Source organism: Dysgonomonas sp. UBA7630 (assembly GCF_002483985.1).
Lineage (GTDB): Bacteria > Bacteroidota > Bacteroidia > Bacteroidales > Dysgonomonadaceae > Dysgonomonas.
Genome location: NZ_DLIY01000003.1, coordinates 117961 through 134915 on the forward strand (window position 1 = coordinate 117961; position 16955 = coordinate 134915).

Annotated in this window: 12 protein-coding genes, 1 tRNA gene and 1 pseudogene; 8 read left to right on the top strand and 6 right to left on the bottom strand. The window is 37.1% G+C overall.

The window, feature by feature from the left end:
• Positions 1-144: 144 nt before the first annotated feature.
• Together B3P17_RS01240 and B3P17_RS01245 are read left to right on the top strand one after the other, a co-directional pair.
• Positions 145-1497: a DUF4026 domain-containing protein gene (locus B3P17_RS01240; protein WP_252638406.1), complete on the top strand. Its 1353-nt coding sequence runs from the start codon at positions 145-147 to the stop codon at positions 1495-1497.
• Positions 1498-1504: 7 nt separating this feature from the next.
• Positions 1505-2442 (top strand): annotated as a pseudogene (locus tag B3P17_RS01245) (glycosyltransferase family 2 protein).
• Between the two features lie 8 nt (positions 2443-2450).
• Here B3P17_RS01245 and B3P17_RS01250 read toward each other — a convergent pair.
• The 3 genes from B3P17_RS01250 to B3P17_RS01260 are packed head-to-tail and all read right to left on the bottom strand — an operon-like array spanning position 2451 to position 5862.
• Positions 2451-2681: a DUF4834 family protein gene (locus B3P17_RS01250; RefSeq protein WP_252638408.1), complete on the bottom strand. Its 231-nt coding sequence runs from the start codon at positions 2679-2681 to the stop codon at positions 2451-2453.
• A 47-nt stretch (positions 2682-2728) separates the two neighbouring features.
• Positions 2729-3538 (bottom strand): DUF4249 domain-containing protein, encoded by an 810-nt coding sequence (locus B3P17_RS01255; protein WP_252638409.1) that lies wholly within the window; start codon positions 3536-3538, stop codon positions 2729-2731.
• A 5-nt stretch (positions 3539-3543) separates the two neighbouring features.
• Entirely contained in the window at positions 3544-5862 is a 2319-nt protein-coding gene (locus B3P17_RS01260) for a TonB-dependent receptor (protein WP_252638410.1), read from the bottom strand.
• Between the two features lie 487 nt (positions 5863-6349).
• Between B3P17_RS01260 and B3P17_RS01265 the strand changes: the two genes are divergently transcribed.
• The 4 genes from B3P17_RS01265 (at position 6350) to B3P17_RS01280 (ending at position 10673) form a co-directional block, all read left to right on the top strand.
• On the top strand, positions 6350-8632 hold the full coding sequence (locus B3P17_RS01265; RefSeq protein ID WP_252638411.1) for a GH92 family glycosyl hydrolase: 2283 nt from the start codon (positions 6350-6352) through the stop codon (positions 8630-8632).
• Between the two features lie 115 nt (positions 8633-8747).
• On the top strand, positions 8748-9935 hold the full coding sequence (locus tag B3P17_RS01270; RefSeq protein ID WP_252638412.1) for a DUF5009 domain-containing protein: 1188 nt from the start codon (positions 8748-8750) through the stop codon (positions 9933-9935).
• Between the two features lie 172 nt (positions 9936-10107).
• Positions 10108-10182: transfer RNA gene (locus B3P17_RS01275), tRNA-Val, on the top strand.
• A 260-nt stretch (positions 10183-10442) separates the two neighbouring features.
• Positions 10443-10673, top strand: a complete 231-nt coding sequence (locus tag B3P17_RS01280; RefSeq protein ID WP_252638413.1) for a winged helix-turn-helix domain-containing protein — start codon at positions 10443-10445, stop codon at positions 10671-10673.
• Positions 10674-10704: 31 nt separating this feature from the next.
• Here the strand turns inward: B3P17_RS01280 and B3P17_RS01285 are convergent, their stop codons facing one another.
• The gene (locus tag B3P17_RS01285) at positions 10705-11427 is read right to left on the bottom strand and encodes a LytR/AlgR family response regulator transcription factor (protein WP_252638414.1); all 723 of its coding nucleotides are present in this window, start codon (positions 11425-11427) and stop codon (positions 10705-10707) included.
• Positions 11424-12317 carry a sensor histidine kinase gene (locus B3P17_RS01290; RefSeq protein ID WP_252638415.1) on the bottom strand — a complete coding sequence of 298 codons (894 nt, stop codon included), beginning with the start codon at positions 12315-12317 and terminating at the stop codon, positions 11424-11426. The genes B3P17_RS01285 and B3P17_RS01290 overlap by 4 nt, the downstream gene beginning before the upstream one ends.
• 427 nt (positions 12318-12744) lie before the next feature.
• On the opposite strand from B3P17_RS01290, the gene B3P17_RS01295 reads away from it, so the two are divergent.
• On the top strand, positions 12745-13767 hold the full coding sequence (locus B3P17_RS01295) for a hypothetical protein (protein WP_252638416.1): 1023 nt from the start codon (positions 12745-12747) through the stop codon (positions 13765-13767).
• Positions 13768-13789: 22 nt separating this feature from the next.
• Here B3P17_RS01295 and B3P17_RS01300 read toward each other — a convergent pair whose 3' ends face one another.
• Positions 13790-14527, bottom strand: coding sequence for a response regulator transcription factor (locus B3P17_RS01300; protein WP_252638417.1), 738 nt, complete (start codon positions 14525-14527; stop codon positions 13790-13792).
• Positions 14528-14608: 81 nt separating this feature from the next.
• Here B3P17_RS01300 and B3P17_RS01305 point away from each other — a divergent pair, with 81 nt between their 5' ends.
• Entirely contained in the window at positions 14609-16939 is a 2331-nt protein-coding gene (locus tag B3P17_RS01305; protein WP_252638418.1) for a TonB-dependent receptor, read from the top strand.
• Positions 16940-16955 lie beyond the last annotated feature (16 nt).

Sequence of the window (16955 nt, forward strand, 5' to 3'; positions counted from 1 at the left end):
AAAGTCTGAGGATAATTCTCTCAGACTTTTCTTTTTTAGCTGTCACATATTCTTTTTGAATAGTATATACCTACTATTTTTTTCATTAAGTTTGTATATTATATAAATAGAATACGAAAAGAATACTCAACAGAACTTACTAACATGGATAATAGTGAAAAATATAATCTGCTGGCTGAAGGCGAAACGGGGTTAGCCTCGGCAATGGGTATATACCCGAGAAGCAAAAACTTCAAGTTCGATGCTGCGCAGATAGAAAAATCCTTAGCACAAAACTCAGATTTCAATTTAAAATCGTTCAACAAGGTAGAAGTAGATATTGAATACTCAATAATGAGTTTTCATGCCGAAATAGAATACAAAGAAGCTATTTTTAATGTCGATCTATATATCAGCGACACAAAAAATATAAATCTAAACGATTACGGTTTTGCCAATGCTATAGACGAAGAATCACTACAGGCAGCAATGGAACAGGAATACTTCTTGGAGACTTCTCTATACTTCGAACTAAACCCACTGGATTCGTTTCATCTGCAATTAAAAATAATGAACGCCATTGTTCCTGATGCCAGTCTGGTTCTTGACTTCATGTCGTACAGATTATTATCGCCCAAATGGCTAAGCATGACAGCAAAATCGTCTATCCCCCCTTCTCCCGACTATCTATACACGCTGCACTGTGTGTATGACGAAGACGGCGAAAACGGAAACAGACGTTATTGGTTCCATACGCATGGTCTGCACCGTTGCGGGTCGGTAGAACTGGAAATGCTCAACTTCAGTCAGGGTGCTGAGCAAATGAATACGCTGATAAATATGACGGTAAAGAAATTCCTGACCGACCCGGCAAAAGAAAAAGAGAGATTTACCATCGGCTACGACGGCATGGGCATAAACCTCTGCTGGCTAAGATGGGAAGAGGCATTGAAAGATCTTCCTCAAAATATACTTGGAGGTGCGGGCGACCGCGACGAGGTGGACAATGTGCATGCCGAACCTTCGGGCATACTGTTTGCAGTAGAAGACGGCAATATGATTTCACCCGAAATATATACCTCTACTCTTGCCGAGAATCCAATTTACTATATAACTACAGAAGAAACAAACAGGATGAGCGCTTTGGCTAAAGAGCGTTTCGAAGCATTTGCCAATGTGTTCGGCAAAGAACATAAGCAGCCTGAAAAGAAATCATTCTTAAAGAGTTTATTTAACTCGAAAAAAGAAGAGGACGAAGCGGGTTGGACATTCCTTGTTAAGCTGGGACTCACTGTAGATAACCCGGAGTCGGAAACGGACAAAGAACACCTATGGTACGAAGTCATTTCCATAGCAGGAAAGCAGATAGAAGGAAAGTTACTGAATCAGCCTTATTGGATTGCAGGACTCAACGAAGGCGACATAAAAACATACCCATTGGATCTTCTCACTGATTGGGTTATCTATTCTCCGGATAATACATATACCCCTGATTCAATATATTTATTAATAGATTAGATAAAAGATGCAAACACTATCCGTTATTGTCCCCTGTTATAATGAAGAGGCAGTTATACAGGAGTTTTACAGGAGAACAAAAGAGGTTCTAAACTCACTCGATGATGTAGTGGGATATATAATTTTTATAAATGACGGTAGCAAAGATAATACGAGATATATACTCGATCATATAGCATCGCAGGATGATAAAGCGAGAGTTATTCACTTCTCTCGCAACTTTGGGCATCAACCCGCTGTAACAGCCGGAATGAATCTCTGTAAGACCGACCTGGCAGTAATTATTGATGCCGATTTGCAAGACCCTCCCGAATTGATTCCNNCATTGAAACGCAACGTAAGGAAGAAGCCAGCGTTGTTTACTGTGTAAGGAAAAAACGAGAGGGTGAAACTGCTTTTAAGAAAGCGACAGCCAAACTCTTTTACAGAACAATGAATAATCTATCGGAAGTAGAATTCCCGGAAGACACAGGTGATTTCCGACTCGTAGACAGAAAAGCGATAGATGCTTTCAACGGACTAAAAGAGAAAGGAAAGTATATTCGTGGACTTATCAGCTGGATAGGGTTCAAGCAAGTTCCATTCTATTACAACAGGGATGCACGCTTTGCCGGGGAAACAAAATATCCACTAAAGAGAATGCTCTCTTTCGCAAAAAAAGCTCTTCTTTATTTTTCCAAAAAGCCTTTGATGTTATCGATTAGTCTAGGTTCCATCGCTTTCTTTATTGGAATTATTTATGGATTGTGGGTGTGGCTCGGGCATCTTTTGGGCTTCACGAATGTGATTACAGGATGGACTTCTACGATAATTATAATTATATTCTTTGGCGGTGTACAGCTAATAACAATCGGAGTGCTGGGGCAATATATCGGAGTACTCTTTGATGAAGTAAAAAGCAGGCCGGAATATATTATAGATGAAAAGATAAACTTTGAAGAATAACCGATTGGTTATTCTTCTTTTATTTCTTCGTAATTGACATATTCGCCCTCATTTTTCGAGAATTTCTTTTGAGTGGTATCCTCAGCAGTCGACCGTGAATTGTTATTAGTCTGACGACGATTACTCTTAGCCCTATCCGAAGATGGACCAAAGAAACGAATGACCCTGCCCAAAAATATTCCTAAAATAAGGAAACCGAAAAGCCCGATAAGTAATAAGAATCCAAGAAATTTAAACATATAGTTACCAATATTTATAGACTATGAGAACAAAGATACGGAAATTATTATTTATTCATATCGTCTTCGGTGACTGTATAATTAACAAAAACTGAATTGTAAGCCTTAAAACAACCCAATGCACCGCCAACAATATTCGTAAGAGGATTTGTCCCCCCTCCGGCGGCAACACTGCTCAATGATCTGTAGAAAGTATACATTCCCTTATCCAATGTTTGCATCTCAATTCTTAGCTTATCTCCTGCCTTGAGTGCTTCGTCATTATTATCTTCCTTATCAAACAGTAGAATATTTTCCACTTTCAGCCCGTTGCGGTATTTATCGCTATCTAAGTATAAGGATTTCATCGCCTTTTCGTTTACATAGAGTGTTGTATAGTAATAATTCTCTACATCTACAGGATCATAAAATACCACACATGGCGAATAAATAGCCTCGTTGGCTACCGTAACTTTATAAATATAAACACTATCGATGGGTACGACATTGGGAATTTTAGCCTCGGATGTATAAATATTATCTCCTATGGTAACCTTCAATTTATATGTACGTCCTACCCTGCCTACAATTGAAGAAACATAGAAGCCGGCTTCCTGCTGGCTTTCTATAAGTATATCTGCATTATCTTTATCGTCTGTCAATTCGACCTTAGCCCCCGACAAACGGTTATAAGATTCTTTATCATAAAAACCTTTCGTTTGAGTCAACAGCACAAAACACGGTGCCCCTTCTTTTATAGAAGCATCAATTACATCTCTGGGCGGAGCCTGAGCAAGGTCTAGCTGAACAACCTCTTCACATGCCGTGAGCAATGCGAGAAGAAAAATTATATAAAGACATCTATTTATAATAACCATAATTTTCAGAACTTAAAGTTCCACGAAATTGAGGGTACAACACTAAACAAATAAATCATATACGACTCTGACGCTGACCTGTCATCTTCGTTTTGCCTAAAGCCAAACATATAAGTATTTTTACGGGCGTATGCATTATACAAGCCTAAGGAAAGCTCGGATGTATATTTCTTTGTCTTCTTCAAGACACACATAGCCCCCAAATCGAGCCGATGATAAGAAGGGGCTCTATAATGATTCCTGCCTTCGTAATAATATATGGCATGCCCATCGATAACATACTTACCCGAAGGAAATGTCATGGGGCTGCCTGTGGCAAAAACCCACGTAGCCGACAACGTCCACTTTTTGCTCAGTTCATAAATACCGACAGCAGAAATATCGTGCGTACGATCCTGATTGGCTGCATACCATTTACCGTCATTTATCTTATCTATTTTGCGTTCGCTGCGAGACAGGGTATAACCTACCCAACCATTAAAACGACCGTATTTCTTTTTCAGGAAAAGCTCCAATCCGTAAGCTCTTCCTTTACCAAACAAGAGTTCTGTTTCTATAACTTCTTTAGCCCTTACATCTGCCCCATCTTTATAATCTATCTGATTTTTCAGGTCTTTGTAATACACCTCTGCACTAAACTCAAAAATATTATTCTGAAAGTTGCGAAAATAACCCAACGAAACTTGATTCCCCACTTCGGGTTTTATATAATCGGTGTTCGATATCCAGCGATCAATCGGACTAGACAGATTCGATGTAGTGAGTAGATGCAGGTTTTGCCTTGTAAGCGCATAAGCCGCCTTAATAGACGACGACTCGTTTAGCTGATATGCTACCGAAATTCGTGGTTCGATGCTCCAATATGTTTTCAGAAACTCTCCCCTTTTGGTGGCAATTGTATCCTTTATAGACTGATCTTCTTCGTTGAAAGTATAATAGTCGCTTCCGCCCAGCACGCTGAAAGAAGACAGCCGAACGCCATAACTAAATTCCAGTTTATCGCTAAGTTTCATATCGTTAGAGGTATACAGTGTATTCTCCCATGAATAACGATGGGCATACGGCGATACTTTTAGTTGAGAAGGATCTTTACTTACCAATTCTCCGGGTACAATCTGGTGATAGATAGAGTTGAATCCCAAGCGTATCAAATTCTTTTCGTTGGGATAGAATACAAAGTCTTGATTGAAATTAACATCTCTTATCCGCGACATAACATTAAGCCCTGTCGTGAGGTCTACACTTACATTATATTTGTAGTCGGTATACGAAAGAGTGGTGGTCGAAACTTTTTTCGAATCAAAGATATGGTTCCATTTCAAAGCGGCGATTGTATTCCCCCAATCCATTGTTGCTATCTGATCAAGACCTAGTTTGTCCTTTCCATGATAAGCTGTCAGTGTCAGTTTATCTTTATTCGACAAAGCGTAAGTAAGCTTTGCATTCAAGTCGTAAAAGTATAACGTCGATCCTTTTACCTGCTCTACGCCCACCGTACGAGCCAAGGCATCAGCATAAGTACGTCTGGCAGAAACAATAAAAGATGATTTTTCTTTCTGTATGGGGCCTTCTAATGTAAGTCGGGAGGAGATCAACCCAATGCCTCCATTTATGTGATAGTTTTTCAAATCACCATCACGCATGCTCACATCGAGTGTCGAAGACAGCCGCCCTCCATATTGGGCAGGCATAGAACCCTTATAGATAGTCATATTATCTACAGCATCGGAATTGAATGTTGAGAAAAAACCAAAAAGGTGAGAAGGATTATACACTGTTGCATTATCGAGCAGTATAAGATTTTGATCGCTGCTACCGCCCCGCACATAAAATCCGATATTGCCCTCTCCCGCAGTTTGTACGCCGGGCAACAACTGAATTGTTTTCAAAATATCCCTTTCACCAAATAACACAGGGATTTTATTCATCGATTCTATTTCCAATTTTTCGACACCCGACTGCACTCGCTTCACGTTATCGTCCGATTTTACAGCCAATACCTCTATTTCCTTGAGAGATACAATATCTTTTGTCAAAACAATATCCTGAGAGAGATCCTTATCTATTCTGATCTTAAGGTGTTTGGTATCATAACCCAATAGCTTGAATATAACACTATATTCGCCCGAAGGCAATTGCAGAGAGAAGCTACCGGCAGCATCACTAAAACCGGCAGATTGGGTATGCTCTTTTGCAGCGATGGCAACACCGGCGAGCGGAGTATTATCTCCTTCACTATATATTTTGCCACTAAACACATATTTTTTCTGAGAAAAAGCGGCAATGCTAGTAAACAATATAATGACAGTTAAGAGATGATTCATATTAGCTTACTTCATCCGTGGATTCTATATATCAAACGGAACAGAAACTGTCTTATTCTCCAATGACATATTTTGAGGCCGGAATAACACAAAGATAAAATTAAATTATTAAGAACCTGTTTATTTCATTTCGAACAAGCTTTTATTTTTTCTAAAATTATCAAAATTTTCTCTCACCCCTTGCCTCTTTTTAACATTTAAAAAATATGTACCAAAAATGAAATACTTTTCATCTTTACTTCATAAGCAATCAAAGATGGACAATAACATGTTCTAAATACAATTCTGATTTATTTCAAATAGTTAATTCGGCTCAATAAGCCTAAGAACTGGTTAAAAAAAAGCAATAAATCGATTATTCGAATATTTTTTAATTAAAATAAATAACTTTACAATCTCAAATAAATTGCCTAATGATTCTGTCTGTGTTTGCAGGCAAACAATATGTTAATAATTAAATAATTTAATATAGTAATCTAATAGAACAATGACATTTAATTTAATCAGAATGACGAAGGCCATCTCAATATGGCTTATTTTGTGTGGATTTTTAAGTTCTTGTGAGGGGACGAAACAATTGGATGCGACACCAAATCTAACACAGTTTGTCGATCCGTATATCGGAACCGGCGACCATGGACACGTATTTGTAGGAGCAAACGTACCTTTTGGATTGATTCAATTAGGACCAACAAACTATTCGCAAGGATGGGATTGGTGCTCGGGATATCATATTTCAGATTCTACTATTATCGGTTTTGGACATATGCACCTTAGTGGAACCGGCATCGGTGACTTGGGCGATATTTCATTTATGCCTGCAACAGGTAACGTAGTTCTAAAAAGAGGAGATCTTAAAGACCCTAAATCAGGAATATATTCTTTATTCAGACGTGAGACCGAAAAGGTAAAAGCTGGATATTATGCTGTTCACCTCGACAGATTTAATGTTGATGTGGAATTAACCGCAACCAAAAGAGTTGGATTCCACAAATATACATTCCCTCAATCAGACTCAGCAAAGGTAATCATCGACCTACAACATGGTATCGGTTGGGACACCCCAATGGAAGGATACCTTGTTCAAGAAAACGACTCTGTAATATCAGGATACCGCTATTCGAAAGGATGGGCTGTAGATCAACGCATATTCTTCACAGCAGTATTCTCTAAACCAATGAAGCAATTTGTAGTATCAGATTCTACTGAAGTGAAAGCAGGAAATAGCATCAATGCAAGAAAAGCATACGGACAGGTATTATTCGATACAAAGGATAAAGAAAATATATATGTTAAGGTAGCTATTTCTCCGGTAAGCATCGAAAATGCAAAATTAAACATGCAAGCCGAACTACCGGGATGGAACTTTGAGCAAACAATTGCAGATGCAGACAAAGCATGGAACGAAGAGTTGAGCAAAATACAGATAGAAACAAACGATGCTGCCGCTAAACGTGTGTTCTACACAGCTCTTTATCACACAATGATTGCTCCATCCGAATTTTGCGATGTAAATAACGATTACAGAGGTTCTGACGGGCAAATGCACCAGAAGGGAGCTTTCAAGAATTACACTACATTCTCTTTGTGGGACACTTACAGAGCTGCCCACCCATTGATGACTATTATCCATCCTGAAAAGATGAGCGATATCATCAATACAATGCTTACAATATATCAGCAACAAGGCAAGCTTCCTGTATGGCACCTGATGGGTTGCGAAACAGACTGTATGGTTGGTAACCCGGGTATATCTGTTGTGGCAGATGCTATCTTGAAAGGTTATGACGGGTTTGATAAAGACCTGGCGTATGAAGCTATGAAAAAGTCGGCTATGCTGGACGAAAGAGGCTTGAACTATCTAAAGCAGTACGGCTATATCCCTTACGATAAAGGAAACGAAAGTGTTGCTAAAACAATGGAATATGCTATCGCAGACTGGACTATTGCTCAGGTAGCTCAAAAAATGGGAAAAACTGAAGATTACGAATATTTCTTGAAACGCAGTAAAGCATACACTCACTTTTTTGACAAGTCAACAGGCTTTATGAGAGGTCTTTCTTCTGATGGCAAATTCAGAACTCCATTCAATCCGTTCGAATCTGTTCATCGCGAAAACGACTATACAGAAGGAAATGCTTGGCAATATACATGGTTAGTCCCTCATGATGTACAAGGACTTGTAGACCTGTTTGGAAGCAAGGAAAAATTTGTACAGAAACTGGATTCTTTATTCATCGTAGAAGGATCGTTAGGGAAAGATGCTTCTCCTGACATCAGTGGATTGATCGGTCAATACGCTCACGGAAACGAACCGAGCCACCACGTAATCTATATGTATCCATACGTAGGTCAACCATGGAAAACAGCAGAAAGAGCTCGTGAAGTGATGTCTGTGATGTATCATGATCAGCCTGCAGGTCTTTCAGGAAATGAAGACGTAGGACAAATGTCGGCATGGTATGTATTGTCAGCTCTTGGATTCTATCAGGTTGAACCTGCCGGAGGAAAATATATATTCGGTAGTCCGATTGTAGACAAAGCAACTGTGAAGGTTAAAGATGGTAAGGTATTGAACATTGTAGCAAAAAACAACAGTGCTGCAAATAAGTACATCCAGAGTGTAACGCTTAACGGACAGCCTTACGACAAATATTATATCAACTTCAATGACATTATCAATGGCGGTACACTAGAGTTTACAATGGGCGACAAACCTTCCGAAACTTGGGGTACAACTGTAGATGTTATACAAGCAAGTGCGAAATAAGTAAATACGATAATTATTTATATGAGAAAAGCGAGAGTATAAACTTTCGCTTTTCTTTTTTTATATCTTTGTCTTTTAGCAAAATAGAATCTTAATAATTTAACCTGACTACTCTATGACTTCTGTGCCCACGGAAAAACCCAAACGTATAGCATCGATAGATATATACAGAGCTTTGACAATGTTTTTTATGATTTTTGTGAACGACCTGTGGAGTGTGAGTAATGTACCCCATTGGCTCGAACATGCGGCAGCTAATGAAGACATGCTCGGCTTTTCGGACATTGTTTTTCCTTCGTTTCTCTTTATTCTAGGAATGTCTATTCCTTTAGCTATTGAGATAAGGAAGAAGAAAGGTGATTCGAACAGTGGAATTTTGAAGCACATCATTATTCGTTCTATCGCTCTTTTGGTGATGGGTTTGTTTACCGTAAACCTTGAGTCGGGCGTAGCGGCGAGCATGGGCATCAGCAAACCTATATTTACATTGATCATGCTTCTGGCTTTTTTCCTTATCTGGAATGTATACCCAAAAACAGAGAATAGAACAAGGCAAAATTTATATTCCGGATCCAAAATTATAGGTATAGTCATTCTGGCCATATTAGCTTTTATATTTAGAGATGCTGATGGAGGGGTTTTTCAACCTCGTTGGTGGGGCATACTGGGACTTATCGGATGGACATATCTGCTATGTGCCATTTTGTATCTATTCCTAAACAAAAATAAAGGCTACCTCATTGTTGCCCTCTTTGCTTTTATACTACTATGCATTGGCGGGTCGAATCATTGGCTAGGTATTTTTGATGGAATTATCCCAGGCAATGGATGCTTTCATGCTTTTACGATGAGTGGGATGCTCATATCTCTGCTTTTCAATGAATCTGAACTAGGTATCGGCATAAAGAAAAAAATGCTAACATCGACCTTTATTGGTATTATATTCATTCTAGGCGGATTTGCAGCACACAACTTTTGGATTATCTCCAAAATACAAGCGACACCTACATGGCTATTCTTGTGCACAGGAATTTCTATCCTTTTGTATGTATTGATGTACTGGTTGACCGACATCGAGAACAAAGCATCTTGGTTTGGCATTATAAAACCGGCAGGGACAGCCACGCTTACCTGCTATCTGATCCCTTATTTTTTATATGCTATTTTCGTATTAACGTCATTTTCTCTTCCCGAATCGCTGACAACCTCTCCTATCGGATTAGTAAAATGTATCATTTTTGCATTTTTGACTATCGGGATTACAGCTCTATTGGGGAAAATACATATAAAACTAAAAATATAGGGATTTGTCGTATTTTTAGTAAGCAACTGGAAAATAGACCAATAAAAAACAACCTCTGAATAGCGCATCAAAATTTAGATACTTTTTCTAAAAAATGTATGGAAATTGTTTTGTAGAATAAAAAAATTAAATACCTTTGCATCGCATTTGAGAGAAAATGCAACCCCAACAAGGGCGTTTAGCTCAGCTGGTTCAGAGCATCTGCCTTACAAGCAGAGGGTCGGCGGTTCGAATCCGTCAACGCCCACAACAGAAAAAAGACTTACAAGAAATTGTAGGTCTTTTTTGCTTTTATACCCCTCTATTTCTCGATGGTTTTTTTCTCAGTTGAAAAGAAAAATGATATTCAATAAACAAGGCTCCATTTTTATCCTATTTTACTTTTAAGTAGCGGCAAATAGCAACTTGGTATAAAAAATAGAAGCATATGTATAATAGTTAGAATATCAATTATCATATATACTACTTTAGCATTCTACCGACAATCTTAACAGTATATTGTATTACATGAATAAGTTTTATTACACTATGTTGAAAGAAGCGATAAGTATTGATGCAAAATATATACAAGAATTACTTTCCTCTAACAAAGGCTTGACAATTGAAGAATTAGAAGAAATAACTGAATACAGAAATGACTATATATGCCTCGTTCTCGGGTGGCTGTCAAAAGAGGATATCATCAGCTATTGGGAAACAGATGAAGGGTTAGTTATAAAGCTAAACGACAACATATAATTACTGATCTTGATCTCAACACTATATTTATTTATTCAAGATTAAGGGTTCCCCCTGAATATATTGAAAAGAACTCTTTCTTATAGACCTCACCCAATGAGATTTCGTAGCCTCCAATAAATATACTGTGATGATCAAATGATTCTACATAATTTGTATTTACGATATATGATTTGCTTACACGCAAGAAAATATTCTGTGGCATTTTCTGATGAATATTCTTCAAATTCATAGCCGTAATAAGTTTTTGACTGGTCGTATATATAACAACATAATCTTTCAGACCTTCGATATACCTGATATCAGAAAATTTGATTCGATGAAACCTACGTTCTGACTTGATAATTAAAAAATCGTCCGTTCCTCCTTCTATTATACTTTTCTCAGTATCATCCGACAGTAGTTTCTTATAGGTTTCAGCCTTGTTTATGGCCTTTTCCAACCGCTCTTTAGCAATTGGTTTAAGAAGATAATCGATTGCATCCAGCTCATAGCTATCCAATGCATATTGAGAATATGCCGTTGTGAAAATGATCAAAGCTTTCTTTAGTAACTGAGCCGCAAATTCTAACCCTGTCACCATTGGCATCTCTATATCAAGGAAAATAAGGTCTACATCATTATCTTTCAAGAAAGCTAAAGCACTTGGAGCATTAGAGAACTTGCCTAATATTTCTACTTTGGATATTTCTTTTATCTGTGCTTGCAGCTCATCTCTTGCTAGAGGTTCGTCATCTACAATAATACAATTCATAGCGGAATTATCAATTTAACGTTATACTCTTTCTCTGAGACATCAATCTCCAGAGAATGATTTTCTCCATATAAAAGATCCAAACGCCTTTTTATATTCGCAAGTCCCAATCCATTATTTTTTCCTTTTGACGGAATATATTCAGGGTCTATCGAATTAATACAGGTAAAATACAGCTTATCTTTTTCTACGCTTATATTAATCCTAATGTAAGAATCGGTTCCTGCAATATTTACACTGTGCTTTACTGCATTCTCTACAAATGTGGTAAAAAGGTTCGGGGGAATAAATATACTTTTGTAGATCAGAGAATCTTCTTTACTCGGACTAATATCTACTGATAAGTTATCTCTCCTGAGTTTTTCCAAGTCGAGAAAGTTAGTAAGAAAAACAATCTCAGACTTAAGTAATATCTTTTCTTCATTATTCTCATACAGTTGGTATCGAAGAAACTCCGACAGTTTCATTATAACAATGACAGCTTTCTCCGGATCGGTACGCACCAAAGCTTTAATACCATTAAGCATATTAAAGAGGAAATGAGGGTTGATTTGATTACGTAATTCACTTAATTCCATTGTCAATGTAATATTATTCAGTTCCGTTATTTTTTCATTATCATGCACCCATCTTTGAAAGAGTTTTATCATTGTGGTCACCAATATAACAGCTCCGATTGTAATCGTACTTTGATACATATTTCCGTTGCCTGAGGTTTTATCATAATATACATTCTGTACTGGTTCGAAAATATGGTTTAAGAAATATCTCATCGTAAAGAGATCAATGACTACAAGTAAAAGCAGTAGAAATATATAAACGACATATTGGTTTTTGAAGAAGAGTCGGGGAACCAGAATATTCATATTGACATAAAATGTTATTATCATAACAATATATACAAAGAACAATCGGATATATCGGAAAACACCCGAATACTCAGAAAACTGGCCGGAACAAAATATAAGAATAAAAACGCCCAATAGGAGTACTATGTGCCGCAGTAATCGATATCGGTCATTAACCATCAATTGAAGAATCTTTGTGTTCTTTATTACAATCGGTTCGTATCCCATATATCCCCTCGAAATAAAATTTTAAACAAAGATAAAAGAATTACATCCCGTTTATTAAAATATTATACGAAACAACCTGAAAGACATACAAAATCCGAATTAGAAAGCAGATTAAAAAGACTTTAGTATAAAATGAAGCGGGTTTGGTATAAAATAAAAAAAAGGTTTCAGCATTATCTATTTCTTTGCCTCGTGATAATATTTAGTAAGCATTATACTCATCTTATTCAATAGTATATTTATGGAAGTGTCTAAAAGAATGGTCTTAGTCCTCGGCATTCTGATTTTCTCTATTCAATCTTTCTCTCAAAACAATGACAGTATACCTCCAATAGCAAAAGAAGGCTTAAATCCATCTCAGAGAGCTGCGGCTATTGCTGCTGCAAAATTCACAATAGCTCGTCCTTTAAACATCGAATTCACCCGATTGATGCCATATAACTTCACCTTGAAGGATGGGAACAATTCATACCCCGATAGCAAGGTCAAAGGACTATCTCAAGCAAAGATTAATGCCAATATCAACATTATACAGAAAAAGAATTGGCTTTTCGGAACTACTCTCGGATACAATTATATCTCGGTAAAGGCTGATATGACAGAGCCTTTTTCGCAAACGAGAAAGAATATAGATAATGATTTTCATTATTTCCATGCAGCAGCTAATCTAGCTTACATCTCAACTTTGTTCAAAAAAAGGACAGTTTTTACCTCCAGTATAATTGTTGATGGTAGCGAAAAGCATTTTGAACGACTAAGAGGGTTACTTACAGGAACAATGATAGTTAAAGCTAATGAACGGACAAAAATGAGTATTGGTTTTGCAATTCCTATCGATCCACTGTCTGAGGTACCTTTCATTCCTACTTTCTCATATGAACATAAACTCAGAAACGGGCTTATAGTGGATATTATCCTTCCCAAAAACGTGTATCTGAGAAAACATGTCTTTAGTAATGGCAGACTTTCACTAGGTGCAGAAATGGACGGTGCAACCTTTTATCTTTATAATATAGACGGTACAGACCAAAAGTACCAGTACAGGCAATTGGATATCAATTCGGGATTAGTTTATGAACACCTTATTGCAAACTCATTTCTGGTCACAGGCAAAACAGGAGTACGATTCACTCCGTCAGGCAGACTATTCAGAAAGCAGGATTCATATAGTGACCCTGTCTTGAAAGTGAGTGCTGATGGAGCATTTTATGTTTATATTGGGATATCATTTAGTCCGTCTTCGCTTATTGGTAAGAAAAAATAATATTCAATTAGCTTAATTTAAATTAGCTGATCAGTCCTAATGCAGATGCATACTTAACAGCCTCCATAGAATTATTTACATCTAACTTCTCTAATATTCTTTGTCGATGCGTATTAACGGTGTGGACACTAATAAACAACTGTTCTGAAATTTCCTTGCTCAGTAAGCCTTCTTTTATTAACTGTAGAACAGCTATCTCTCTAGTGGTAAGATCCGATACTTTTGGGGATAATAGGTTTTCAATAGGGAAAAACGTATTTTCTTTTACATTTAAGATATGGCCTCTCACCGTTTTAAAAGAGCTCTGGTCTGGAGATAAATCCAAAACACTTAACGATAACCATGCATTTCCCGACTTATCTTTTTCCAATAAGGTGTATTGTTCCACCACTCTCACATACTGACCGATAGCATTGCAAATACGAAACTCCGTGATCATTTTATAATCCTGTAAGTTTTCTTTATTCGCATGTAAAAATTTGAGCGCTGCAATACCGTTTCTTGTTAAAGAACGTAAATCGTCAGGATGCACACGTTCATCTATACCTTCTTTACAATCGCCAAATATTCCTCCAAAATTGAACGATGTATATACATGCTTCCTCTTATACATATCAAAAACCGTTATCCCGCTATTCGACACTCTAGCCAAATGAGAGAGCATTTGCTTATGATATTCGAGTAGAGAGTAATCAAGATCAGCTTCATTAAAACTCTGCAATGATAAAAGTCGTGCATGTTCCTTCTGTAAATCTTCCATACGGGCAATATAATGATAAATCAGTATTGATCTCCTAAGGGACAGTTTCTTCCTTTGTACAAAACAAAAGTAGGTAAAATCATGAACAAAACGTTATTATTTCTTTTATTAAACGTCCTGTCGTTAGGTATATTATATGCACAATCATCTCAGAATATACGAGGTATGGTATATGACAAAGAATCGAATAACCCTATTGAATATGCAACTGTAGCTGTACTAAATAGCAAAATCCCCTTAGGTGTAAGTACAGATAGCTTAGGACAATTTAAAATACAAAATGTTCCGATAGGGCGTTATGATATTCAGGTAACATTAATCGGCTATAATCCTATTATAATAAAAGAGCAACTACTGTCTTCGTCTAAAGAATTGTATCTGGAAATTGCAATGGTTGAAAACTTGAAACAACTTGATGAGATTGTTGTCACTCCTCAGATAAATAAGTCACAACCCTTAAATAATATGGCATTAGGCAGTGCCCGTATGTTGAGCGTAGAAGAAGCAAGCCGGTATGCAAGAGGGTTCGATGATCCCGCAAGATTAGCAACATCTTTTGCCGGTGTAACGAGTAGTGTAGGGAATAATGGTATTGTTGTCAGAGGAAATGCACCTAAATTTCTACAATGGAGAATGGAAGATGTTGAAATCCCCAATCCGAACCACTTTGCAGAAGTAACTACTTTCGGAGGTGGAGGGCTATCGGCATTAAGCAGTTTTGTGCTAGGTAATTCTGATTTTATGACAGGAGCATTCCCTGCTGAATATTCAAATGCTTTATCAGGGGTATTGGATATGAATTTACGGACAGGAAACAATCAGAAACGGGAAAATACAGTACAACTCGGTTTAGTAGGAATAGATATTGCTTCCGAAGGTCCATTCAAAAAAGGGAGCAATTCTTCTTATATATTCAATTACCGGTATTCAACACTAGGACTGCTCTCTTCTATGCTACCCGAAGATGCAGAGAATACAAAGTATCAGGACTTGTCTTTTAAACTTAATTTTCCAACAAAAAAAGCTGGTATATTTTCTATCTGGGGAGTGGGCTTGATTGATCGCTCGGGGCAAAAGGCAGAAACCGACCCTAGTAAATGGGAATATATTCAGGATAAAGAAGATCAGGATGTGAAACAATATATGGGAGTTTTTGGTCTGAATCACAAACTAAGAGTGTGGAACAATGCAACCCTTAAAACAACTTTGGCTACTACTGTTAGCGGTCTTGATATGCATACTGAAAGGATGAATGCTAATGTAAAACCTATTCCACAAAACTTAATCAAATCTACTAATTGGAATTTTGTATTCGCTTCATCGCTAAATAAGAAATATAGTAGGATACATACCAATAAAACAGGCCTAAGGGTTACAGGGCTTAAATATAATCTGTTATTAGAAGAAGCCACACATCAACAGCCAATGAATACCATAACCAATGAATCAGGTTTCAGTTCTTTACTATCAGCATATACTAATTCATCTTTACAATTTTCGGATAAATGGACACTTAATCTTGGTATCAATACGCAATTATTCACACTCAATAATAATTATACAATAGAACCTAGAGCAGCATTATCATGGAAATTTAGACCAAATCAATCTTTAGCTCTTTCTTATGGACTACATAGCAGATTAGAAATGTTGAATTACTACTTTACTAAATCGAAAGAGGGAGAACTCATTAACAAGAATATGGATTTTACAAAAGCTCATCATATAGTCCTGTCTTATGATCTTAATATTGGAAATGATTATCATCTAAAAATCGAACCTTATTTTCAACAACTATACAGTGTTCCTATTATAAGCGATAGTACATTTTCGTTTATAAATCTTCAAAATGACTGGTTCATAACCGATAAGCTTTCGAATAAGGGAAAAGGAGTGAATTATGGTATTGATATAACCTTTGAACGGTATATGTCAGAAGGTTATTACTATATGCTCACCGGATCTCTCTTCGATTCTCGTTACAAAGTAGGAGATAATAAATGGAGAAACACAAGATACAACAGAAAATTTGTATTCAACGTATTAGCAGGAAAAGAGTGGATGGTAGGACGCAGTAAACAAAATATGTTCAATGCTAATATTCGATTATCTTATCAAGGAGGAGACAGATACTCACCTGTCAATCTGGATGCATCTCAGAAAGAGGAAGATGCTATTTATGATGAGAGTAAAGCCTTCTCGAAACAGTTATCCCCGGCATTTCTGTTACACTTTAATGTAAGCTACAAAATTAACAAAAAGAGTTTATCTCATGAGTTTGCCATTAAAGTGCTAAATGCAACTAGTTGCAAAGACTACCAAGGTCATCGCTACAACTTTAAGACACATTTGGTAGATCCCGAAAGAGAAGCTATTATTATCCCAAACATTAGTTATAAGATTGAATTTTAGGCTATTCCTTTCATTG

Excerpts from the sequence above, each read along its gene's own strand:
- B3P17_RS01240 (WP_252638406.1), top strand. The coding sequence starts at position 145 with ATGGATAATAGTGAAAAATATAATCTGCTGGCTGAAGGCGAAACGGGG.
- B3P17_RS01250 (WP_252638408.1), bottom strand. The coding sequence starts at position 2,681 with ATGTTTAAATTTCTTGGATTCTTATTACTTATCGGGCTTTTCGGTTTC.
- B3P17_RS01255 (WP_252638409.1), bottom strand. The coding sequence starts at position 3,538 with ATGGTTATTATAAATAGATGTCTTTATATAATTTTTCTTCTCGCATTG.
- B3P17_RS01260 (WP_252638410.1), bottom strand. The coding sequence starts at position 5,862 with ATGAATCATCTCTTAACTGTCATTATATTGTTTACTAGCATTGCCGCT.
- B3P17_RS01265 (WP_252638411.1), top strand. The coding sequence starts at position 6,350 with ATGACATTTAATTTAATCAGAATGACGAAGGCCATCTCAATATGGCTT.
- B3P17_RS01270 (WP_252638412.1), top strand. The coding sequence starts at position 8,748 with ATGACTTCTGTGCCCACGGAAAAACCCAAACGTATAGCATCGATAGAT.
- B3P17_RS01280 (WP_252638413.1), top strand. The coding sequence starts at position 10,443 with ATGAATAAGTTTTATTACACTATGTTGAAAGAAGCGATAAGTATTGAT.
- B3P17_RS01285 (WP_252638414.1), bottom strand. The coding sequence starts at position 11,427 with ATGAATTGTATTATTGTAGATGACGAACCTCTAGCAAGAGATGAGCTG.
- B3P17_RS01290 (WP_252638415.1), bottom strand. The coding sequence starts at position 12,317 with ATGATAATAACATTTTATGTCAATATGAATATTCTGGTTCCCCGACTC.
- B3P17_RS01295 (WP_252638416.1), top strand. The coding sequence starts at position 12,745 with ATGGAAGTGTCTAAAAGAATGGTCTTAGTCCTCGGCATTCTGATTTTC.
- B3P17_RS01300 (WP_252638417.1), bottom strand. The coding sequence starts at position 14,527 with ATGGAAGATTTACAGAAGGAACATGCACGACTTTTATCATTGCAGAGT.
- B3P17_RS01305 (WP_252638418.1), top strand. The coding sequence starts at position 14,609 with ATGAACAAAACGTTATTATTTCTTTTATTAAACGTCCTGTCGTTAGGT.